Source organism: Peribacillus sp. TH27 (assembly GCF_016650915.1).
Taxonomy (GTDB): domain Bacteria; phylum Bacillota; class Bacilli; order Bacillales; family DSM-1321; genus Peribacillus; species Peribacillus butanolivorans.
Map to the genome: position 1 here is coordinate 2,470,217 of NZ_JAEKEV010000002.1, position 22,872 is coordinate 2,493,088.

At 37.9% G+C, this 22,872-nt stretch carries 20 protein-coding genes and 2 riboswitches; of the genes, 5 read left to right on the top strand and 15 right to left on the bottom strand.

The window, feature by feature from the left end:
* Positions 1-3: 3 nt before the first annotated feature.
* The 10 genes from JFU24_RS13340 to JFU24_RS13385 all read right to left on the bottom strand — a co-directional run bounded on the left by JFU24_RS13340 (position 4) and on the right by JFU24_RS13385 (position 8,047).
* Positions 4-513 carry a GNAT family N-acetyltransferase gene (locus tag JFU24_RS13340; RefSeq protein ID WP_201250081.1) on the bottom strand — a complete coding sequence of 170 codons (510 nt, stop codon included), beginning with the start codon at positions 511-513 and terminating at the stop codon, positions 4-6.
* 23 nt (positions 514-536) lie between these two features.
* The gene (locus tag JFU24_RS13345; protein WP_201250082.1) at positions 537-1,307 is read right to left on the bottom strand and encodes an amino acid ABC transporter ATP-binding protein; all 771 of its coding nucleotides are present in this window, start codon (positions 1,305-1,307) and stop codon (positions 537-539) included.
* Entirely contained in the window at positions 1,304-2,014 is a 711-nt protein-coding gene (locus JFU24_RS13350; RefSeq protein ID WP_201182972.1) for an amino acid ABC transporter permease, read from the bottom strand. The genes JFU24_RS13345 and JFU24_RS13350 overlap by 4 nt, the downstream gene beginning before the upstream one ends.
* A 20-nt stretch (positions 2,015-2,034) precedes the next feature.
* Positions 2,035-2,742: an amino acid ABC transporter permease gene (locus tag JFU24_RS13355; RefSeq protein WP_201250083.1), complete on the bottom strand. Its 708-nt coding sequence runs from the start codon at positions 2,740-2,742 to the stop codon at positions 2,035-2,037.
* Between the two features lie 32 nt (positions 2,743-2,774).
* Entirely contained in the window at positions 2,775-3,599 is an 825-nt protein-coding gene (locus JFU24_RS13360; protein WP_201250084.1) for a transporter substrate-binding domain-containing protein, read from the bottom strand.
* A 75-nt stretch (positions 3,600-3,674) separates the two neighbouring features.
* Complete coding sequence (locus tag JFU24_RS30310) at positions 3,675-3,971, bottom strand: GNAT family N-acetyltransferase (RefSeq protein ID WP_342214749.1); 297 nt, start codon at positions 3,969-3,971, stop codon at positions 3,675-3,677.
* 303 nt (positions 3,972-4,274) lie between these two features.
* Positions 4,275-4,535 (bottom strand): glutaredoxin family protein, encoded by a 261-nt coding sequence (locus tag JFU24_RS13370; protein ID WP_201250085.1) that lies wholly within the window; start codon positions 4,533-4,535, stop codon positions 4,275-4,277.
* A gap of 38 nt (positions 4,536-4,573) precedes the next feature.
* Positions 4,574-5,908 carry an LLM class flavin-dependent oxidoreductase gene (locus JFU24_RS13375; protein ID WP_201250086.1) on the bottom strand — a complete coding sequence of 445 codons (1,335 nt, stop codon included), beginning with the start codon at positions 5,906-5,908 and terminating at the stop codon, positions 4,574-4,576.
* A gap of 74 nt (positions 5,909-5,982) precedes the next feature.
* Positions 5,983-7,011: an LLM class flavin-dependent oxidoreductase gene (locus JFU24_RS13380; protein ID WP_201250087.1), complete on the bottom strand. Its 1,029-nt coding sequence runs from the start codon at positions 7,009-7,011 to the stop codon at positions 5,983-5,985.
* 142 nt (positions 7,012-7,153) lie between these two features.
* Positions 7,154-8,047: a LysR family transcriptional regulator gene (locus JFU24_RS13385; RefSeq protein WP_053344398.1), complete on the bottom strand. Its 894-nt coding sequence runs from the start codon at positions 8,045-8,047 to the stop codon at positions 7,154-7,156.
* A 654-nt stretch (positions 8,048-8,701) separates the two neighbouring features.
* Here JFU24_RS13385 and JFU24_RS13390 point away from each other — a divergent pair.
* Positions 8,702-8,914: a hypothetical protein gene (locus JFU24_RS13390; protein WP_053344397.1), complete on the top strand. Its 213-nt coding sequence runs from the start codon at positions 8,702-8,704 to the stop codon at positions 8,912-8,914.
* 94 nt (positions 8,915-9,008) lie between these two features.
* Here the strand turns inward: JFU24_RS13390 and JFU24_RS13395 are convergent, their stop codons facing one another.
* On the bottom strand, positions 9,009-10,385 hold the full coding sequence (locus JFU24_RS13395) for an FAD-binding oxidoreductase (protein ID WP_201250088.1): 1,377 nt from the start codon (positions 10,383-10,385) through the stop codon (positions 9,009-9,011).
* Between the two features lie 413 nt (positions 10,386-10,798).
* Here JFU24_RS13395 and JFU24_RS13400 point away from each other — a divergent pair, with 413 nt between their 5' ends.
* On the top strand, positions 10,799-11,482 hold the full coding sequence (locus tag JFU24_RS13400) for an adenine nucleotide alpha hydrolase (protein ID WP_201250089.1): 684 nt from the start codon (positions 10,799-10,801) through the stop codon (positions 11,480-11,482).
* 355 nt (positions 11,483-11,837) lie between these two features.
* On the opposite strand, the gene JFU24_RS13405 is transcribed toward JFU24_RS13400, so the two are convergent.
* The 3 genes from JFU24_RS13405 to JFU24_RS13415 form a co-directional block, all read right to left on the bottom strand.
* Positions 11,838-13,430 (bottom strand): APC family permease, encoded by a 1,593-nt coding sequence (locus JFU24_RS13405; RefSeq protein WP_201250090.1) that lies wholly within the window; start codon positions 13,428-13,430, stop codon positions 11,838-11,840.
* A gap of 54 nt (positions 13,431-13,484) precedes the next feature.
* Positions 13,485-13,563, bottom strand: a riboswitch (ZMP/ZTP riboswitch).
* Between the two features lie 681 nt (positions 13,564-14,244).
* On the bottom strand, positions 14,245-15,642 hold the full coding sequence (locus JFU24_RS13410) for an amino acid permease (protein ID WP_201250091.1): 1,398 nt from the start codon (positions 15,640-15,642) through the stop codon (positions 14,245-14,247).
* A gap of 437 nt (positions 15,643-16,079) precedes the next feature.
* Positions 16,080-17,006: a ketopantoate reductase family protein gene (locus tag JFU24_RS13415; protein WP_201182990.1), complete on the bottom strand. Its 927-nt coding sequence runs from the start codon at positions 17,004-17,006 to the stop codon at positions 16,080-16,082.
* Between the two features lie 555 nt (positions 17,007-17,561).
* A riboswitch (glycine riboswitch) is annotated at positions 17,562-17,640 on the top strand.
* Between the two features lie 179 nt (positions 17,641-17,819).
* On the opposite strand from JFU24_RS13415, the gene JFU24_RS13420 reads away from it, so the two are divergent.
* The 3 genes from JFU24_RS13420 to JFU24_RS13430 all read left to right on the top strand — a co-directional run bounded on the left by JFU24_RS13420 (position 17,820) and on the right by JFU24_RS13430 (position 21,012).
* Positions 17,820-19,160, top strand: a complete 1,341-nt coding sequence (locus JFU24_RS13420) for an amino acid permease (RefSeq protein WP_201250092.1) — start codon at positions 17,820-17,822, stop codon at positions 19,158-19,160.
* Positions 19,161-19,348: 188 nt separating this feature from the next.
* The gene (locus tag JFU24_RS13425) at positions 19,349-19,549 is read left to right on the top strand and encodes a DUF3311 domain-containing protein (RefSeq protein ID WP_053344391.1); all 201 of its coding nucleotides are present in this window, start codon (positions 19,349-19,351) and stop codon (positions 19,547-19,549) included.
* Entirely contained in the window at positions 19,546-21,012 is a 1,467-nt protein-coding gene (locus JFU24_RS13430) for a sodium:solute symporter family protein (RefSeq protein ID WP_201250093.1), read from the top strand. The genes JFU24_RS13425 and JFU24_RS13430 overlap by 4 nt, the downstream gene beginning before the upstream one ends.
* 467 nt (positions 21,013-21,479) lie before the next feature.
* Here the strand turns inward: JFU24_RS13430 and tnpB are convergent, their stop codons facing one another.
* Positions 21,480-22,685, bottom strand: a complete 1,206-nt coding sequence (gene tnpB, locus JFU24_RS13435; protein ID WP_201250094.1) for an IS200/IS605 family element RNA-guided endonuclease TnpB — start codon at positions 22,683-22,685, stop codon at positions 21,480-21,482.
* Positions 22,686-22,872: the final 187 nt, after the last annotated feature.

Sequence of the window (22,872 nt, forward strand, 5' to 3'; positions counted from 1 at the left end):
CTTCTATAAATCTAAGCGATAGCATTTTACTAAAATATCATGATTTTGAAATTCTTTCGTTCGATCCCGTTTAAAGCCAAACCATTCGTATAGTTTAATGGCTTTATGCATCTTATCAGTAGAATGTAGATACAAACTGGACGCACCTTGCGATTTTGCATAAATTACACTAGCTTTTAATAATTCCTGTGCGATACCGCGTCCCCTTGACTCGGGATGAACGGCCAACAACCGAATGATTGGTGAAAAAATCCCAAGTTCCGGCTTTTCATATGCTTTTTCAGATGACTGAAAAAGCTGTAATGTACCAAGGATATCCTGATTGCACTTTGCAACCAACACCTTATCAACATGTGGATTATCCACCGAGGATTCTATATTTTTTAAATATCCTTCCCAAGCTTCCGGGTTCGAATATTCATGTTCATATTGTTGATAACTTTCTACCAATAAGCGGCGCACCGTCTCTTTATCTTCTTCAATCAATTCATCGACTACGATTGTATTAATCATACGTCCTCCTTTTGCCCCTTCCTTTAATTGGCCCTTTCTTCTAAAAACGATACGGAAAAATCTCTTGATATCCGGTTTAAAAATTGACGTGTTCGCTCTTCCTTTGGAACATTGAAAATCTCCAATGGTGAACCTTCTTCTACAATGACCCCGCCATCCATGAAAAGAACACGATCCGATACCTCTTTAGCAAAACTCATTTCATGGGTTACAATCACCATCGTGATGCCTTCCTGTGCAATTGCTTTTATGACAGAAAGCACCTCACCGACCAACTCAGGGTCGAGTGCCGAAGTTGGCTCGTCAAATAGAATGACCTCCGGATTTAAAGCAAGTGCCCTAGCAATTCCAACACGTTGCTGTTGACCTCCTGACAATTGCGAAGGGAAATAGTTATGTTTATCTCCCAAACCTACTTTTTCCAATAACAGCTCGCTTTCCCGTTTCGCTTCAGCTTTCTTATATTTTTTTGTAACAATTAACCCTTCCATTACATTCTCCAAAACAGTTTTATGAGCAAATAAATTATAATGCTGAAAAACCATTGCCGATTGTCTTCTAAGGGATAAGATTTCCCTTTTGGTCGCCTTCTTAGACTTCACCTGTATATCTCCCACTTGAACAATTCCCTCATCTGGTTTCTCCAGAAAGTTCAAGCACCTAAGCAGGGTTGTTTTCCCTGATCCACTTGGTCCAAGTATGGTAACTACTTCTCCCTTGCCTATTTTCAAATTAATTCCTTTTAAAACGGGCTGCTGGTTAAATGATTTTTTTATATCTTTTAAATAAATCATTGTACTCCTCCTCGATTATAGGCAGTGGCCTTTTTCTCAATTAAAAACGAAAGCCCCTCTGCAATGATTGTGAGGCCCCAATAAATTAAACCAGCAGCGATAAAAGACTCCAAAAATTTCAAATTGGTGGATGCAACTATATTGGCTGCTCCTGTCATTTCTTTTTGCGATACAATGAAAGCAATGGATGACGTATGCAAGAATCCAATGAAAATATTCGTGAAATTCGGGATGGACTGGGCAATGGCCTGTGGCAAAACAATTCGCGTCATGGCTTGAAACGAATTCATACCCACGGAATAGGCTGCCTCCATTTGGCCATTGGAGACACTGATAATTCCCGATCTGAATATTTCTGATAAATAGGCACCCGCACTCAACGATAAGGCGGTTAAGACAAATAAAATAATCGGAATGGAATTAGATTGAATACCCAAATCAAATTTTTTGGAAATTTGATCGATTAATAATGGAAAACCGAAATAAATGAGCATTATGTGCATAATAATCGGTGTTCCTCTAAAGAAGGAAACATATCCATTTGCAACTCTACATAGAAATTTCACTTTATATACCCTAATTAAGGCAACAGCGAGACCGATAATAAAACCTGCAAGAAGAGGAAGAATCGTTAAGATAAGTGTGATCGGAAGTGCTTTAATAATCTCCTTAAAAGCAGTCCAAATAAATAGAATATCAATCGTCAAGTCCTTCTCTCCTCCCTTTGTTATCCAGTAACAGACACATCAACAGTTCGATGCCGATTAATGCGATTTTCATAAAGTCTGAATATTTTCTCAAACAATAGCACGACTGCATAATAGATAACAGCTAATGAGAGATAGACTTCGAGAGCATGTGCAGTTGCAGCAATTAATGTCTCTCCCCTACCCATCATATCCATTACGCCGATGGTAAAGGCAAGTGAGGTATCCTTCAAGGATCCGATAATAGAGTTTGCGATATTCGGAAAAGCAATCCGTAATGCCTGCGGAAGCACAATTCGAAAAAAACTTTGACTATTATCCATACCAACAGAATAGGCTGCTTCCGTTTGCCCATAATCGACAGCCTTAATCGCTCCTCGGAATATTTCTGTGAAATGCGCCCCATTACTTAATGCATACGTAATAATGACAAAATAAAGAGCATCCATTCTTGAAATATCAATATTAATGAATAAAAGGATTGCAGGCAGTCCATAAAAAACTAGAAATAATTGTATTAAAATAGGAGTTCCCCGAATGAATGAAATATACAAAATGACAAATTGATTCAAAACAGGGATACGAAATAATCTCAGGATGGCTGCCGCTATCCCGATGACCATTCCTAATAAAACGGATGCTGCCAGAATTTGCAATGTTACTCCAAGGTAATATATTAACGTCGGAATGAAATCGACGATTAATGAAGGATCGAATGCTTTCCCCATGCTTTAGCACCTCCGCGCTTACTACTATCTAATTAAAATCCTACTGAATAGTCTGCGCCCAGCCACTTTTTACTTAGTTCGCTAACTACCCCTTCTTTTTTCAGCTCCACAAGTACTTCATCAATTCTCTTCTGTAAAGGTGTTTCGTCTTTTCTTAGCAAAAAGTATACTTTTGAATTAAGAAGTGGCTCACCCACAACCTTTTGCTGTGCATCTGCTTGTTTATTTAAGAAGTTGACTGCAAATGGGGTAGTAATGGTAGCATCCGCTCGACCAGTTTTGATTTGATTCTTCGTATCATCTACGCCTTGGCCAGAATAGACAATTTCAATACCGGCATTATTTTCTTTATTATACTTTTCAAGAAAAACAGCAGAATTGCTCGTTGCACTCACTATCGCTTTTTTTCCTTTTAGATCTTTAATGGAATGAATATCATTGTTGTTCTGATGAACTGTAACTTGAAGCGGAAAGACATTATATGGTTCTTTATTAAATAGAAATTTTTCTTCTCGTTCATCATTCACCTCCATTTGGTGAGCAACAAAATCTATTTTGTTCGTTTCTAAACTTAATAATAGATTCGAAAATTCCATCGTTTTAAATTCAAATTCATATTCAGGCAGCTTTTCATCGATTTGACGAACCAACTCGACATCATACCCTGTCAACTTACCATGCTTATCCAAAAAGCAAATATTCGGGAATTGCGTCCCTGTTCCGACAATGATTTTCTGAACTTTTTTATCTTCTGAATCTCCAGAACTTGATTTTGCTGTACTCGTTGTTTCTTTCGAAGAGCAAGCTCCCAAAAAAGTTAGTAGCAGTGCCATAACAATTAATAATATTTTTTTCATCTCAAATTCCCCCGTACCCTTTTTAATTACTAACAATTGGTTCTTTATTTTCACTAATGCGTTACAACGTTTCATCTAGAATTTTACGAAGATACACAATTTTTTCTCCATCGTGATCTCGATCAGCAAAAATCTCATAGTCTCTTCCTTCATAAATTGAAACAAGCAAGGGTGACGATCAGCTGTCGCCAAATAGACAGCCGGCGCTTTCACCTGATCCCGAAGTACATTTTCTTCCACCCAAGTTAACAAAGTCGAACCTATGCCTTTTTGTTTGTATAGGGGATCGACCGCAAACCACCAAATGGATGGGTACGGACTGAAATGATCAGGATCATTCCATGGATGACGAACTGTAACAGTGGAAATAATATGGCCATCCTGTTCTAAAACCTAAGTGAGATTCCGCCGAATATTATTCGTCACTAGCTGCAAATCAGCTGTCGCAGCCAGAAATTAAATATTCAATTCTCGAATTGGTTCATAAGCCCGAAGTGAAAGGTTCATCACTTCTGGAGCATCCTCTACAGTAGCAAGACGGATTAGCTGTGTCATGATAAACTCCCTTTCTAATAACGTATTATATATACCAGAATAGTCGGATTTACATCTGCAATCTTTCTTTAAATCAATCAGTCATACTTATATACTCGGATTTAAACGCGTGGATTTTTGTTATTGTACGCGTTCAAGTACTTTTTCAAGATGAGGAATTCCAACTTCAGTAACGCTCTCATATACGTTACCTCGCCCAATTTCAATAACAGGCACATGTCGAACACCATATTTGATTTCTAAAATATCTCGCCGTTCATCATGATTGGTAACATCCACTGTATGATAAGCAATTTCCTTTTCTTTCAAGTATTGTTTAACCTCTTCACAATAGTGACATCCTTGTTTTGACCAAACGACGACAGATAACGCATCTCCCATTTCGTATTCCTCCTTCAATTTTTTAAATGATTCTTCAATTATTGATTAATGCTTTCTTTGGCATAACGATTTTTCGGAAATGGAAGCCCCAAGTTGCCTCTTAATGTTTCTGCTTCATATTCAGTACGATATATCCCCTTTTTTTGAAGGATAGGCACCACATAGTCTACAAAGTCGCGCAAAGCATTTGGAACACTTGAAGTAAAAATAAACCCGTCCGCACCCTTCTCTTCGAACCATTGCTGGATCAAATCCGCTATTTTCTCTGGAGTTCCAATAAAAGAAGTCCGAGGTGTAGTCTCCTTAAGTGCTACTTGACGGAGCGTTAACTGTTTCTCCTTGGCTTCCTGTTTAATTCGGTCAGTCGTACTTCGGAAACTGTTTTTTCCGATGTGTCCGAGATCTGGGAAAGGCGCATCCAGTTCATATTGAGAAAAATCATGATGATCAAAGTATCGTCCCAAATAGTCAAGCGCCTTATCTATAGAAACTAGGTTAGCGAGTTCTTGATATTTGTTCTCTGCTTCTTCCACAGTTGCACCAATGATTGGAGCGATTCCTGGCAGAATTACAAGTTCATCAGGATTTCTCCCAAATGCAATAGCTCTGTTTTTTACATCTTGATAAAAGTTCTGCGCTTCTTCCAATGTTGGTTGACCCGTAAAGATTGCATCCGCTTCTTTAGCCGCAAGACGTTTGCCTGCTTCTGATGAACCTGCTTGGAAAATGACAGGCCGCCCTTGTTTAGATCTAGCAATGTTAAGTGGTCCCTGCACTGAGAAAAATTCTCCTTTATGATTTAATTGATGCAATTTAGAAGGTTCGAAAAACTCACCGGTCTCTTTATCCCGAGTAAACGCGTCATCCTCCCATGAATCCCAAAGTCCTTTGGTAACTTGTAAATATTCTGATGCTATCCGATAGCGTTTGGCATGATCAGGGTGTTCTTCAATCGTTTTGTTATAATTCAAGGCAGTACTCTCTAGAGGTGTAGTAACAAGGTTCCATCCGCCACGACCATGACTAATGTGATCAAGTGAAGCAAATTGCCGAGCTACAGTAAATGGTTCACTGTATGAGGTGGAAACAGTTCCAACAAGCCCTATTCTTGATGTGAAAGCAGCAAGTGCGGATAAAATGGTAAGTGGCTCAAATCGATTTAAAAAATGCGGAATTGATTTCTCATTGATAAATACACCGTCAGCAATGAAAAGTAAATCGAACTTTCCCTCTTCGGCCTTCTGAGCCTGCTCCTTATAAAATTCAAGACTAACACTGGCATCTGCTTGAATGTCAGGATGCCTCCAACCAGATATACTCCCTCCAACTCCATGTATAAGTGCTCCCAATTTCAACTTTCTTTGCATGGACATTGATACTCCTCCTTTAATTTTCATAGAAAACAAGTGAATCCATTTTTAACTTTGCAGCTATCTACTGAACATCTTTAATTAATGAATGCTTTCTTTTGGCCCGTAATGTGATCCTCTTCAGGTAAAAGTGGACTTAACAGCTGAAAAGACCTGAATCGTTCTGCTTCTTTTAAAACCGGCGTATGTAAGATAAACTCATCTACCCCATAGTTTTCATGAAAATTTGTTAATATCCCTTTCACGTAAGAGGGAGTTCCAGCAATAATATTGGAATCCTGTTCTTCTATTTCGAAAGACTCCCCAGACTGCTTCCCAAATAACTCTGCTTGCACAAGTGTTTGGACCGTAACAGAACGACCACTTTGGAGATGAACTTTCACAATCTTTTGATCACCTGTTAACTGTTCTGCTTCTTGTTGTGAAGGAGCAGCAATCACTGAAACTGATACCTTAAAGCTCCCAGTTGGATAGATACTTTGGTAAATGCGTGCAGCATCTTCGAGTACAGTCTCATTACTATTGATAAATCGAGCAAATACATAAGCTATACCAAGATCGGCTGCTAGCCTGGCACTGTCAGCACTCGCACCAAGCAGAAACATTTTTGGTTTTTTCGAAGGGAGTGGTGTCGCTTGAATACCTACAAGCGGGTGAGTTTCATTAACCGAATTTCCAATTATTTTTTGCAAAAAAGATAACCGCTCTTCGAAATCTTTTCCATCATTCACAGTACCAAACTGTAGCGCCTTCGTTGATAAGGGGAGACCACCTGGTGCCTTTCCAATACCAAGGTCTACTCTGCCAGGTGAAAGATTTGATAACACGTGAAAGTTTTCCGCCACTTTATATGGGCTATAGTGCTGAAGCATTACACCTCCAGATCCCACCTTAATCGATTTTGTTTGGGCCAACAAGTACGATATCAATACTTCTGGGGAAGATCCAGCCAGCTGTTCTGCATGATGATGCTCTGATACCCAGAAACGGGTATACCCCCATTCCTCAGCATGTCTAGCTAGATTAATAGTTTGCTGTAGTGCATCAAAAGCCGAAGTTCCTGGAAATATCGGGCTCTGGTCTAAAATGCCAAGCTTATAACTCATACTATCTCCTCCACGTTAATTCATAGCTTACTTATAAGAATAATGGTTTATTTGTAATTGTGATTTATCCTATCACCTTAAACATGCTAATGGCAATACTTAAACTGATAGAAAGAATTATTGTATGGATAGGAAATCTCTATCAATGAAGGAGCAATTTTTCAAATTTCTGAACAGAAGACAGGATTTCATTCCATAATAAAGGAGCTTCAACCCCATATTTTAAATGTGTCAAATGGATGTGCTGCTTTATCTTGATTAAATGCGACACATCCACTTCAACCAGGGTTCCCTGTTCTAACTCTTTTTTAATACATAAATACGGTAAAAATCCAATACAACTCCTGCTAAGAATTAGAGATTTAGCCACCTCCAAATGATCTACCTGAAATTCAATACGTGGCTCTACATGTGACACCTCAAAGATTTTATGAACTTGGTTCCAATCAAATGCGCCGCATTCAAAAAATACTAGCGGCTCAGTTGCCAATTGCTGCGCTGACAGGTCTTTTTGAAATTGATAATGATGGCCAGGATACACAACTAAACGAATCGAATTATCAAGGACCTTATGATTTTGGAGACCACTATGCGTAACATCCTTCATAAATGCGATATCCACCTGTTTCTGAAGCAATTTATCAACTAATGCATCGTTTGGAGCAGAAATAAACTTAAAGCGTAAATCAGGGTTTTCTTTTTTCCATAAAGGAAGAGCATATGGAATAAAGTATTGCGAAGTAATGATATTGGCGCCAATCGTTATTTCTTCTCGATAACTTCCTTTTTTTAACTGCTTTTTTCCCTGTTGATAGGTACGAATAATCTGATCCGCAAATGGAATAAATGCTTTCCCTTTTTCAGTTAATATAATCCCCCTGCCTTGCCGCTCAAATAATACCGAATCGAGTTCATTCTCGAGTGTTTTAATTCTTGCCGTAACCGTTGGTTGTGACAAGAACAGTGCCTCTGCAGCTTTATGAAAACTGTTAAAGTGAACAACATATAAAAATGCTTCAATATGATCAATATTCATCTATCCAACTCCTTATCTCCAATATGAAAGCAGGCTCCTTCGCTTGTCGCTTTATGGAGCAATGAATGATTTTTCCATTTTATAGAGACTTTATTCGATTTTAATCATATAATTCCAATAAGTAAAGTGTATTTTATTTAGTTGAAAGACCCACAATTCACAATTTAAAAAGTATTGGCGCATACCTTATTGGAGAAAAGTGAATTAAATACCACTCACTTCATTGTGTAAACGGACAATCTGAATCCAGTCTAGTGGCTGTATTGATCACCTTAATGGCTATTTTATTAATAGGAATTGTTATTCCATTTGGGATAGTTATGGAATAACACCAACAAAGTTCTACTTTGTATCATGGGATGCATATGCTAAAATCGGGCTGGAACTTTCCAGGTATCTAGGTCTTTGTAGAATTAACTCCTCAGACATTACTTTCATTTGTAAGTTGGATTAAAATCAAGAAAGATGGAACATCCATCATTCGTTAGAGATTCTCGTATCCATCAATTGAACTCAGTAAGCTAGAATAGCTCCGACTTCTCCTTTTATTATAAAACTGACATATTTACGTTATTATTTTTTCTCCTTATAAAAAAGAAAAGAAAGGTCATCCTAAAGGAGTAATTCAAAATAGGAAATAAGGAGAGAAAATAAATGCCTCAACAACAAATCGATGTCAATCAATTAAATCAAGCAAAAGCAAATGTTACTCTTACACAAACTTTACTTAGTCAAGCAATTGAAAAATCCTCATCGGACCCAACATTGGCACAAGAAGCAATTAAACAAGCTGCTTCGGAAATCGCACAAGCCCAATCATATGTAAGTCAAGTTTACAGTGTAATGCAAACTCAAAAAACGGAGTAAATTAAGAATAGAATGTCACAAAAGCTAGATGATAAGAGGCCTATACCCATAAGTGGATTAGGCCTTTTTAGTTATTCACATAGTTTAGCAAACCTTATAAAAAGGGAGCGCCCCTGTTTTTCTTAAAACCACTATTATAAGGTGGAATGCTTTGAGGAAATTTAAACGTATTAAATGGATCATATGCAGTTTTTACTTCTCGAAGCCGTTTAAAATTTTCTCCATAATACGCTGTTGGCCAATCTTTGATTTGCCTATCAGGCCAATTCACATAGTCACCAGTCGTATACGGTGATAAGGCACTCCTTAATTCTTTGATCCAACGTATGTTTTCCCTTTCTTCTTCAGGATTGTTCCAAGTAGCTAGGTATTCCTGTGCAATAATGGCGTCCCGGTAATAGAAAGCCGTTTTCTTTGGTTCGACCTTGCCTGCTGCTCCTCCAAGAGATTGGTGCCAAATGCCTGAATTTTCATTTGGTGCTTTTTCTAAAAATTGTTTCATCGTCAATATCGCTTTCTTTGGAAAAGGTTTATTAAGAAAAGATCCTGATCTCTTTCGATGGGCTGATTGGTTTCCACTCGGGTCGTCAAAGAACCGTACAGCTTCAATATATGGAACTTCCTTTATCAATACACTAGTTGGTGAACCGGTTGTCGTTAAAGGCTGAAGAAGTTGCTTTAACCTAGATGACGTACCTACAAATTCACCTTGAGCGATAATTTGATTTACTTCCTTTGACTTAAACTCTATTTCTGATGTTAGTCGGTCATCCGTGTGAGGTGCCCAATTTTGCCATGCATTAAATACTGCTTCGAAATCTTCCCATCCCCATGTAATGGAGAAGACTGAAACCCTAGAAATCGGGTGCACCTTGAATGTAAAGGACGTGACAATGCCAAAGTTTCCTCCTCCCCCGCCGCAGCAAGCCCAAAATAAATCACTATTATGATTCTTGTTTGCTTTAATGAGTTCGGCACCTTTACTCCCACTTGCTCTTACCATTTCTATTTCAATAAGATTGTCACAAGTAAGTCCAAACAACCGCGTTAACATGCCAATTCCCCCGCCGAGCGTAAGGCCGACAAGGCCTACACTGCTTTCGGTACCTGCAGGGATAGTCGTTCCGTATTCCCATAATTTATTATATACCTTCCCTAAATTAGCTCCGGCTTCTATTTTTGCAATCATTTTTTCACGATTGACCTTGATTCTATCCATTTCGCTGACATCAATAATAAGACCGCCATTTACTAATGAAAAGTTCTCATAGCTATGTCGGCCGCTCCTCACCCGAAAAGGTATATGATTCTCCCTCGCCCACTTCAATGCATTTTGTACATCCTTTGTATTCTGACAAAATACAATTATCTTTGGGAATTTTGGGAAGCTTAAATTATTATTTATTCTTGCCTGCTCATACTCAGAATCACCAGGTGTAACGATCCGCCCGGTAAGCTTTGTCTTTTCCAAAATATAGCCCCCTTTCTCAGATGATGTAGAGAGGATGCTATATACTATGAAAATCTTTAGGAGAAGACACATTCTATAGGCAGGAAAGGATTTCAATTAATCTAATTCCTACTTTTTACTCAACATCCGTACATTAAAAAGTAGGATATATAGTTTTTCTATATGATAGAGCACACTTAAATCGTGAATTTTCATGATTTACTCGTGAATTATGCAGTTTTACTCGTGAATTCCACCAATTTACTCGTGAATTCCACCAATTTACTCGTGAATTCCACCAATTTACTCGTAACAATTTCAATTAACTTAACAAGTGATGACTGTATGCACTCTACTCGCCCCCCCTTCTTTGTTGATTCACGCAGCTAAAGTGCGTACGATAGAAATAAACGGAACAAAAGGGAGATGGATTGATGTTGAAAGAAAAGATCATTGCTTGCTTTAGTGGTGGCAAAGATTCCACGTATATGCTTCATAAGCTGTTAAAAGAAAACAAATATGAAGTCGTATCTTTGCTTACAACCGTAACAACTGATGATGAAACATCCGGACACATGGTTGATTTTAAATTGATTCAAGCTCAAGCAGAATCCATTGGAATTCCATTATACAAAATTCAATATCCTTTATATGATGGAAAAGGTTTTGAAAAAGGCCTTATTGACGCCATGAATTTTTTTGGCAGTCAAGGTATCTCAAAAATTGCATTTGGAGATCTTTTTCTGGAGGATTGTATCGAATACAAAAAGAACTTAGTTGAGTCTAATGGTTATGAACTAATCCTTCCTTTAGCAGGAATCAACACGAAACAGTTAGTCCAGGAGTTTATTGATTTAGGGTATAAAGCGAAAATTGTCAGCATTCGTTTAGATAAGCTCGATCCTTCTTTTTTAGGAAGAGATTTGGACCAAAAATTTATTGAAGATTTACCAGGTGATGTAGATCCATGTGGTGAGTTTGGTGAATATCACTCATTCGTATATAACGGAGACATTTTCTCTAATCCGATACAACTAGACTTGGAAGATGAAATGTTTGTACTTCCTGCCAATCAATTTTTCAGCGAGGTTGGCTATAAACGTGTGGTAAAAGTGTAAATTCTTCATTACTATTGTCAGGTATCTTAAGGGACAAAAACCCAAAAGGGTGCCTGACACCTTTTTTTATGGGTCTCAATTCAGCTTTTACATTATTTGCGGATTTAATCTTATCAAGATACAAACTGAGTAAATCCCCATTTTCCATTATAATTACGATGAAGATTTTGTATAGCTCACTATTAACTGATTATGGATTGGTTTTATATCTGGCAAAATACGCTATTTTTTTTAACTATAAAATTTTCCATGCCCATTAATAGGAATACCCTTCCAATCGCCAGCACTAAAAAAAACATGGTCATAAAGTAACCATGTTTTCATTCTACTCATATAGCGATGTCTACACTAAAAGTTATTTATTGAAAAATTCTTTGTTAATTTTTTCAGCCTCAGCCATGTATTCTGTTTTAATCCCGCTTTTAACTCCCCAACAATAGAAGCCAAGTGCTAGACATGCGATGACCACCATATCCCAGCCAAAAGTAAGAATATTTTTTCCGCCGAACTTCTCACTTCCAATATAAGAAATCAAAATCATACAACCTAAGTAAAGAAGCATCCAAACACCTGATAAAAATTGTTTTTTGAATCCATTCCATTTATTTTTCGCTTGATAATAAAAGTAAATAGGAAGTCCAATGGCAATGATGAAAACCACTTCTCCTGTTAATGGCCAACGCGCCCAATATAAAGTAAGCGATGCAAAAACAAATCCACATGGTGCAATAATAGAAGCACCTTTTAAGTAAAATGGACGATTAAAATGAGAAGCTGTACGTCTTAATGTTGCCAATGCAACTGGCCCCATGATATACGAAATAAGTGTAGCAACTGAAATCACTTCAGCAAGTACGCCCCATCCGCGGAATAAAAATAAAAAGATAAAACATACTCCTAAGTTTAATAACATCGCTGGACGAGGAACACCATAAAGTGGATGTAATGTACCAAAGATATTCGGTAAGTACCCATTTTTCTGCATTCCATAAAGCATACGCGAAGTTGTCGTTGTATAAGTAGCACCTGTACCAGACGGTGATACAAATGCATCTACATACAATACAATCGCTAACCAGTTAAGACTAAGAGCAATTGCCAAATCAGCAAAAGGTGAATTGAAATTCAGATGACTCCATCCGTTCACGATCATAGACGGATCAACTGCACCGATAAACACAACTTGTAATATAACGTATATAAAACCTGCAATTAGAATAGACCCAATAACAGCAATAGGTATAGACTTATTCGGAGACTTAGCTTCTCCTGCCATATTAACGGGACTTTGAAATCCATTAAACGCAAACACGATACCAGAAGTAGCTACTGCTGTTAAAACGCTTGCCCAACCATATGGTGCGATCCCTTGAGAACTTGTAAAGTTTTCACCATGAAATCCAGCAAAAAATAACGATCCTGCCATTACACCTGGAACAATTAATTTAAAAATAGTAATAAATGAATTTGCCTTAGCAAAAAGGTTAACTGTCCAATAGTTGACGAAGAAATAGAACAATAGTAGTAAAGAAGCTATGAATAATCCTTTGATCGTTAAGATATTGTTATCAACTAAAGAATGAGTCCATCTGGCCCATTCCCAAGGCCACGTACTCATATATTGTACTGAAGCAATGGCCTCAACGGTAATAGTCGAAGCGATAGATATCCAGTTTGCCCACGCAGCTAAAAATCCAATAAAAGAGCCATGCGAGTATTGAGGATACTTAACCATTCCTCCAGCTTCAGGAAACATTGCCCCAAGCTCTGCGTAAGATAATGCGATAAATAAAATTACAACCATACCGATAATCCAAGAAAAAATAGCTGCTGGTCCTGCAATCTGGGCAGCTTTCCACGCTCCGAACAACCACCCTGAGCCGATAATAGAACCAATACCTGTCATAGTTAAAGCAAAAGTCCCCATCTTTCTATGCATATTACTCATCCCTACCTACACCTCTTCCTAGGAAAATAAAAAACACTTGATCTAAAAAAATCAAGTGTTTGCCCAGGCGCGCGGCTTATACTCTATATGCTCCCCCATGGTACTCCATGTTGCGCCAGTTACATATAGAAAAATAGTTTTTTTTTAGTATATAGGATTATATTAAATTTCACAATACTTGAAAAACATTTATATTTTATAAATAATCCCATTGTTTTTTCGGAATTCACTATTAATATTCTTTTTAATTTGAAAAAATTAGGTGGATTAAGCTCCAAAAAACAAACATTCGATTTCTAGAACTATATGCTTCAACAATATCATCATTTCCCTTTAACATTATACTTAAAAATCTTTAATAGCTTATATGTGCAAAATAAACCGTTCCAAATTAATGGGTTTCCCGATTTTCTTTATTCCTTTTAAGGTTCGGATTTATTGCAATAATATCAAAGCAACTTTGTACAAAATAACCGATTTGCTAGAATCAACCATAACGGTGGGGAGGTTCCATGACCACAATGGGATATAAATCCCCCATATTTCTAAAATACCTTATCGGTTTTCAATTTCACTGGATTATTCCCCTTTACTCCCAGTGTTCTTTTCTCCCGCAAAAAAAGTCATGCACAAGTTGGGGGAAAAGCCTGAGGGATGAAGACCTCTCTTTGCTTTGTCCACAATTTATGCACAACTTTAATTAGTATCTATTATATTTAAACTAACAGTGAAACACACTCAGCATAGCTAGAATGATGAACGTAGATTAATAGTATTTTAATATTTCCTTGAACAAGATGATGTCCCTAAATCCTTACTTGCTTCTTAGCTGGAAATCATCATCGGTCTTAGCCTCTAATGGTACTCGCTTCTCCATTTTTAAAATGTAATAACTTGCTACGACTATAGCTAGGAAAACGACCCCAACAATCAGGGAAATACGAGTACTAGGGTTAATCCACATACCAACCAGCACCATCAGTAAAAATGCAATTGTTGCATAGTTGCTGTAAGGGGCAAAAGGCATTTTGAACGGGTGGTTTTCCATTTCCGCAGCTCTTACCTTTCTGAATTTAAGCTCACTAATAAGTAAGACAAACCATGGAATCATTCCAGGTAGAACACTAGCACTGTAAACATAAAGGAATAGTTGTGGCGGTGCAAGGTAGTTCAAGACAACACCAATTGCTAAACCTAAAAGGACAGCAATCGTACAATAAGCTGGCACTCCATTTTTAGATACTTTCGCAAAGATTTTAGGAGCTTGACCGTTCATTGCTAGAGTGTAAAGCATACGACCTGCACTGAAAATCCCACTATTACATCCAGACATCGCCGCTGTGATTACGACAAAGTTAATAATACCTGCTGCTGCAGTAATACCTATTTTAGCAAAGGTTGAAACAAACGGACTACCGATGTCATCTAGTTGGTTCCAAGGAAAGACTGTCACGATGACAAAAATAGCGCCAATATAGAATATTAAAATACGCCAAATGATGCTTTGGATAGCTTTTGTTACAGTCTTCGTTGGATTTTTCGCTTCACCCGCAGTGATACCGATAAGTTCAACGCCCTGATAGGATGCTACAACAAGGGAAAGCGCAAAGAAGAACCCTGTCCAGCCCCCGGTGAAGAAGCCGCCATTTGCCCAAAGATTTGATAATCCAATTGCATCACCGCCATTTCCAAATCCGAAAAAGATAAGACCTAGTCCAGCAATAATCATCAGTACAATCGTTATAATTTTAATAAGCGCAAACCAAAATTCAAATTCCCCGAAAGATTTTACAGAAATGAGGTTTGCAGCCCCTAGGATAACCATGGCAATCACACCTGGTATCCATGCGGGTAAATCTGGGAACCAATACTTCATATACATTCCAACGGCAATTATCTCGGACATTCCGACGATTACCCACTGAAACCAATTACTCCATGCAGTCATATAACCTGCTAAAGGATGAATATAGTTACTCGCAAATGTTGCAAACGAACCCGTAGTAGGCTCTAAATAAAGCATTTCTCCCATAGAACGCATGATGAAAAATATAAAAAGACCAGCGATAGCATAAGCTAGCATTACAGATGGTCCAGTCCATTTAATCGTACTTGCTGATCCCATAAATAACCCAACACCAATGGTACCGCCCAAAGCGATCATCTGAATATGACGTGCCTCTAGCCCTCTCTTTAATTCTTTGTTTGACATGATTAATTCCTCCAGATGTAATATTAGCGACTATACTTCGTACAAGGTTATTAAAGTTTTTTTCTAGCCCCTAATTAACTCCCAATTTAGATCAAAACAACTGTTGATTCATTTTCCATACTTAGATTAGATTTGAAAAGTTCCAATTCTTTTTCATATCGCATAATTTATAATCTTATCTTATAATAATAAATATTCTGTAAAAAAACAAATGTATTTCTAGAAGAAACACTAAACAGTATAAAAAAATTCAATCACTAAAAGTGATATTAGATATATTAGTATTTTAAGAAATCAATAAAATAACATGACCCTAATAAGATAAAGTAGGGAATTTAACACAACCAAAGGAAACCCAGTCTTTAAAGACTGAGCTCAGTTCAAATGGCCTTGTTCTAGAGCAAGGTGAGGGAGTTATCATAGAAAAAAGTCAAACTTTAGTTGAAATTATATTGACTTTCGAGAAATTCAATTCGTTCATATAACTCTTTGTTTACAAGTGTAGGCACTCCGTATTTCTCACCTAATTTTAATACCGTACCTGCAAATAACTCAACCTCACTGTAACGTCGAGCTTCGATATCTTGAGCCATGGATGGCTTTCCTTCTGGGCTTAATGTATCCAATACACTTAACCAATAATCCAGATCTCTTTCCGTTAAATGAATTCCTTCTTTCTCTGACAGAACGATAACCTCTCTCATGGCAGAAATCATCATTTCTCTTGCATGACCCTTTCGTTGAATTTCACCATAATTACTTTTATAGACAGCAACAGTTTGATTAACACCAACATTCAGCATAAATTTCCCCCATTGCCGCTTATACATATCCGTATCTATCTCATATGGGACCTTCATTTTTTCAAAAAAATCTGCCACCTGCTGAACCTTTTCTGAAACCAATCCAGGTTCCCGCTCACCAAGGCAGAGTATGCCCATATGGTCGTATGTCAACTTATTTTCTTCTTTAACAGCATCCATACCTTGCGCAACACAATATAAGACTTTATCCTTTCCATACGCCTCACCAATAATCGCTTCACTTGTGATCCCATTCAAAGCAGAAATAATAATCGTCTGTTTTCCAATTTGATTCTTCACCGCTTCAATAGCATCTTCCAATCCACTAAATTTAACAGTAAAAATCATCAAATCTGCAGGCTCGCATATTTCTTCAGGCGTTACATAATGAAAGTCACAAAGCTCACCATTGCAATAAACCCCATCCTGGACATATCTCTTTATTCTAGCTGTATCCGCAATAATCCTCACATTCTTCTTCGGCATTTCCTTTGATAAATGATGTCCATATAAAATGCCCAGTGCTCCTAATCCAACAATTGATACTGTCTTTATCGCCATAGCATCCCTAATTCCCTTCACCTTTTTACCTAAATATTATCACACTATTCGGAAAACGGTCGCGATTAAAATGCCAGTTCTATGGTATGAATTGTTTAGAAAAAAACCACCTAGAAAAGCTACAATATTGTGAAATACCAATAATGACACGAGGGGTTTGTAACATCCCTTACAGCTTCTTTTTGGTTCATATATATCACCAAAAGGAAAATTAAGGCTTAAACGAAGTCTACTTTTCTGAGGAACGATAACCACAAAATTTGTTGTTGTTTTTTGTATTGATTTTAAAGTGTACCCGTTAACTATCAGCTACAGTCATTATGGCTTTTCCAATCACTATTTTTAAAGAGTTGATATATACCAACTACATTACTCGCTAACTTTCCAATTTCCATATTGACCTATAGAATAAACAATGATAGAATTCCAATATTATATTGACGTTATTTAAGTATAATGACAAATGACCGAAGGAAGATTCAATTCTTCTACAAACGGACATTTATTACAACCGCATACTAGCAAGCGTTGAATGCTATGGATCACACTATAGCAGGAGCAGCTTCTGGAGAGACTGTACATAGTACAGCGCCGAAGGATTCACAATCTCAGGCAAAAGGACAGAAGAGTAACGAATGATGAATTGTTATTCTTAAACCTGACGAGATTGGTAGTATCCAATCTCTTTTTTTATTGTCCAAAATCCAAGATATTGCCATTCAATGGCATAAGCGAGGTGAAAACAACGAGCTACACGGAATGTGGAATAACGCTCCACACGACTAAGATCATATACAACGGGAGATGCTCAAATTGGCTAAACAGGAATTGAAAAGAGATTTAAAAAATCGCCATATACAATTAATTGCAATAGGAGGAACCATTGGTACCGGTTTATTTCTTGGATCCGGTAAAGCCATCCAATTAGCAGGCCCATCCATTATCTTTTCCTATCTTATTATAGGGATTGCCTTATTTTTTGTTATGAGGGCTTTAGGGGAATTACTTTTATCCAACGCCGGTTATACGTCATTCACCGAATTCGCTACCGAATATATCGGGCCGTGGGCTGGATTCGTAACCGGATGGACCTATTGGTTCTGTTGGATCATGACAGCCATGGCCGATATCATTGCGGTTGGTGTCTATATGCAATATTGGTTCGATATCCCTCAATGGATACCAGCTCTTGCATGCCTAGTCATTCTGTTAGGATTGAATCTATTGACGGTTAAATTGTTTGGAGAACTTGAATTCTGGTTCGCGCTCATTAAAGTCATCACGATTATTGCCTTGATTATTGTAGGCATCATCCTGTTAGTCATTGGCTTTAAAACCAATACAGGAACCGTTTCACTCACCAACCTTTGGAGCCACGGAGGCATGTTTCCGAACGGCGTATCCGGCTTCCTGCTATCTTTACAATTGGTTGTCTTCTCCTTTGTAGGGGTCGAATTAATTGGTGTTTCTGCAGCAGAAACAGCTAACCCGAAAAAAAATATACCATCAGCCATCAATAAAATCCCGGTCCGAATTTTACTTTTCTATGTAGGTGCCATACTCGTCATTCTATGCGTCAATCCTTGGACACAGCTGGATGCATCAAGCAGTCCATTCGTAGAAGTCTTTACACTAATCGGCATTCCAATCGCTGCAGGGATTATCAATTTTGTTGTCCTGACATCCGCTGCATCTGCCGGCAACAGCGGTTTATTTTCAACAAGCCGTATGCTTTATACATTAAGCAATAATAACGATGCTCCTGCAAAATTAGCAAAATTAAATAAACATGCTGTTCCAAGTAATGCCTTGGTTACATCGGCAATCGTCGTCTCCGTAGGGGCATTGCTAAGCAAAATGATACCTGAACAGGCCTTTACAATAGTAACTACAATCAGTGCCATCTGTTTTATTTGGGTTTGGAGCATCATCTTGATTTCACATATCAAATATACGAAAAAACGTCCGGACTTGAGAGCCCAATCTACATTCAAAGCTCCTTTTACACCCTTTATCAATTACGTTATTTTAGGATTATTTCTGTTCATCCTAATCGTTATGCTATTCGCTGAAGCTACACGACTTTCACTGTTAATGACGCCAATCTGGTTCATTCTTCTACTCGTACTCTATAATTATCAGAAAAAAAAGTAGCTATTTTTCATGGTCGCAGGAATTAAAAGGAAGGGACACTCCCTTCCTTTTTTTCAATTTATTTTGCTAACACAGAGAAGCGCTACTAAAATATATAATGCAGCCACAGTAAATTTTATATTAAAATAGTGTAAGGTACTGTAAGTCGATATGAATGACTTTTCACTTAGAATGGAGGGGTTGGATTAATGAAGATTATATATATACTTACTCTAGTTCCTTTTATAGGCATATTAGGATTTCTTCCGTTTGTTAACAGAATAGAACCTTATGTATTAGGGATGCCTTTTAATATGTTTTGGATGGCTATGTGGGTGGTCCTTACATCCGTTATTTTGGGCATCATGTATAAGTTGGACCCCAGAAATCGGGAAGGTGACCAGGAATGAATATTTCCCTCTTAATTATTTTAGGATTTTTACTTTTATCAATCTTTTTAGGTATTCGATCTTCAAAAGGAAAAGACATGAATTTGGAACAATGGACGGTTGGAGGCCGTGGTTTTGGTGCTATATTCGTCTTTCTATTGATGGCTGGAGAAATTTATACGACGTTTTCCTTTCTTGGCGGCAGCGGCTGGGCTTATGGTAAGGGTGCACCCGCTTTATACGTCCTTATTTACATTACTTTGTCTTATGTATTGTCATATTGGCTTCTTCCGGAAATATGGAAATATGCCAAAGAAAATAGTCTAATGTCTCAATCTGATTTCTTTGTAAGCAAGTATAAGAGCCCAAGCTTAGGAATTCTGGCAGCACTTGTCGGTGTGGTATCTATGATTCCAGTGATTGTCGTGCAACTTAAAGGATTAGGGATTATTGTTTCAGAAGCATCTTATGGAGCAATTTCAATGTCTACCGCGGTCTGGATGGGAGCAATCAGCCTTACTATTTATGTTATGATTTCTGGAATACACGGCTCAGTTTGGACAGCAGTCATTAAAGATATCATGATGATCGTGATTATAGGATTCTTAGGAATTTATCTTCCTATTCATTACTTTGGTGGTTTTCAACCGATGTTTGAGGCCGTAAATGCAGCCCAGCCTGGTTTTCTAAAGCTTCCTGAACAGGGGCTTAGTGTTTCATGGTTTATCTCCACGGTAATATTGCTTGTATTCGGTTTTTACATGTGGCCCCAAGTTTTCAGCGCTGTCTATTCGGCGCGCAGCGGGAAAGTATTTCGTAAAAATGCTATAATCAGTCCGTTATATACGCTCATGTTGTTATTTGTCTTTTTTGTAGGATTTACTGCTATATTGAAAGTGCCTGGACTCGTTGGGGCAGATGCAGACCTCTCATTGCTGCGCCTTTCTATTGAGACCTTTGATCCATGGTTTATAGGCATAATCGGCGGAGCTGGAATGCTGACCGCATTAGTACCGGGATCCATGCTTTTAATGAGTGTGGCTACACTGCTCGCGAAAAACGTCTATAAGGAATTTGCACCTACAGTATCCGATCGGAACGTTGTAAGATTAGCAAAGTTCCTCGTTCCTGTTATTGCATTAATAGCAGTCTACTTTACATTAAACGGCGGGGAAACGATGTCAGCATTAATTCTCATGGGATACAGTCTTATCACACAGTTATTTCCGTCTCTTCTCTTTAGCCTGAAAAAAACTAATACCATCAACAAATATGGAGCAATCGCCGGGATCATCTGCGGATTGGCCATCGTAACCTACATTACGCTTAGTCATTCAACCATAGGTACCATGTTTCCATCCTTACCACAGGCAGCGAAAGATTTGAATGTTGGAATCATTGCCTTGGCGGTCAATTTCTTTGTTATGATTACTGTAAGTCTCGCTTTCAGAAAGCTCTCGGTTCAGTTAGATCCCGCAAAATAATCTAAATCTATTAAAGATATATGAAGTAATTCTTTGACTGTGGTTTTTGGGGATTAAAAGTGCACCGTAAATTATACAATCGAAAGGCTCAGTCAAAAGACTGAGCCTTTATCATGTTATGTATCCCATACCCCATAAAGGATACACACTTCTTTTTCTTGTCTTTTTTCCCTCTAACGGTCTATTATTCTCTTTGGACATGAGTAATGAATGACAGCAGGGGCCTTGGCAATCAACAGATAAAATGGTTTTCAAAAGATCGTACTGATGAAAGATACAAGAAATAATTTACGGGTCATTCTGCGGTTCACTTCTTTCAGATTCAGGAAATCAAAATCCTCTAAAAAAAAAAAAGAAGCTCTAGAAATTCGTGTAAGTATACGTTGAACTACCCACCACTTATCGACCTTACGGTCTGATTGAAGTGGGGGATTCCTAAGAACATTAGCCTATCGGCCAATTTTTAATTAGGCTATCCCCGTAGTTCCTACGGTTAGAAGCCTTATGGCTTCATTCATTAGATTGAGTCCTGCGTTAATATCTCGATCGTGGTGAGTAGAACAAAAAGGACAATCCCATTCACGAAGATTCAGATGTTTAACGTCTTTATTTTGGTAACCGCAGCTAGAACACAATTGGCTAGAAGCAAACGTTTTAGATACGGTCACGATTTGTTTACCATACCATTTTGCTTTGTATTCCAACATTTTTTTGAATTGGTACCAAGACACTTCACTAATAGCTTTAGCTAGTTTGTGATTTTTCATCACATTCGACACTTGCAAGTCTTCCATTCCAATCACATCGTGGTTTTTGATGATTTCGGTAGAAACTTTATGTAAGTAATCCATTCGGGCATTTGAAATTTTTTCGTGTAGGATAGCCACTTTTCGTTTTTGTTTTTGATAGTTTTTGGTTTCAGCCAATGGTTTATTTTGATTCAAGGCTATTTCTTGTCGCCTTGAAAGAATCCGTTGTGCTTTGGACAATTTCTTTTCGACCGTCCGGAAGAATTTTGGGTTTTGATAGACCGTACCATCTGAAAGAATAGCAAAATTCTTCAAGCCAACATCTACACCGCACGAACGATTCGTTTTAGGAAGTACTTGTACATTGGTTTCCGCTAAAACGGAAATGAAATATCTACCCGAAGGGTTCCGCCTGATTGTGGCATTGATGATTCGCCCTTCGACTTCGCGGCTTTTAGCAAAACGAACTAGACCGAGTTTTGGCAATTTGATTTTGTTTCCAATCATTCCGATATTTCCATTCGTATGTTTAGTCGTGTAGGAATGGATAGGATTCTTTTTCGATTTGAAGCGTGGTGACTTGTTTTGCTTTTTATAATATCGACTATAGGAATCTGCTAAATTTTCCACCGATTTCTGTAAGGCAATACTGTCTACTTCTTTCAGGAAAGAATACTCTTTCTTTAAAGCTGGAAGTTCTTTGATTGTTGCGTATTTATTCAGAAAAGAACCTTTCCATTCATTAGAGGATAATTGGCCGTTCTGCTTCATTTCTTCACAAATATACCAGTAGGCATCTTTCTCCTTTTGTTTGCTTAAAAAGAAGTTATAGACAAAACGGGAGCAGCCGATCGTTTTATTGATTAGAACTAGTTGTTCTTTAGTTGGATAGATTCGAAATTTATAAGCTTTGTTTACGACCATTGGTTTCACCCCCCTTATAGTTATTATTAACAATCGAACGTATGTTTGTCAAAAGATTACTTTGGCTTATGCCAACCCCCATTCATCTCCCCCTTACCGTTGGGCTCTCGCCCTTCACACGCTTGAAGAGGGAGTCTTCTGGCGTGAAATGATAAAAAGATTCCTTTATTCATGCCTATGTTTAACG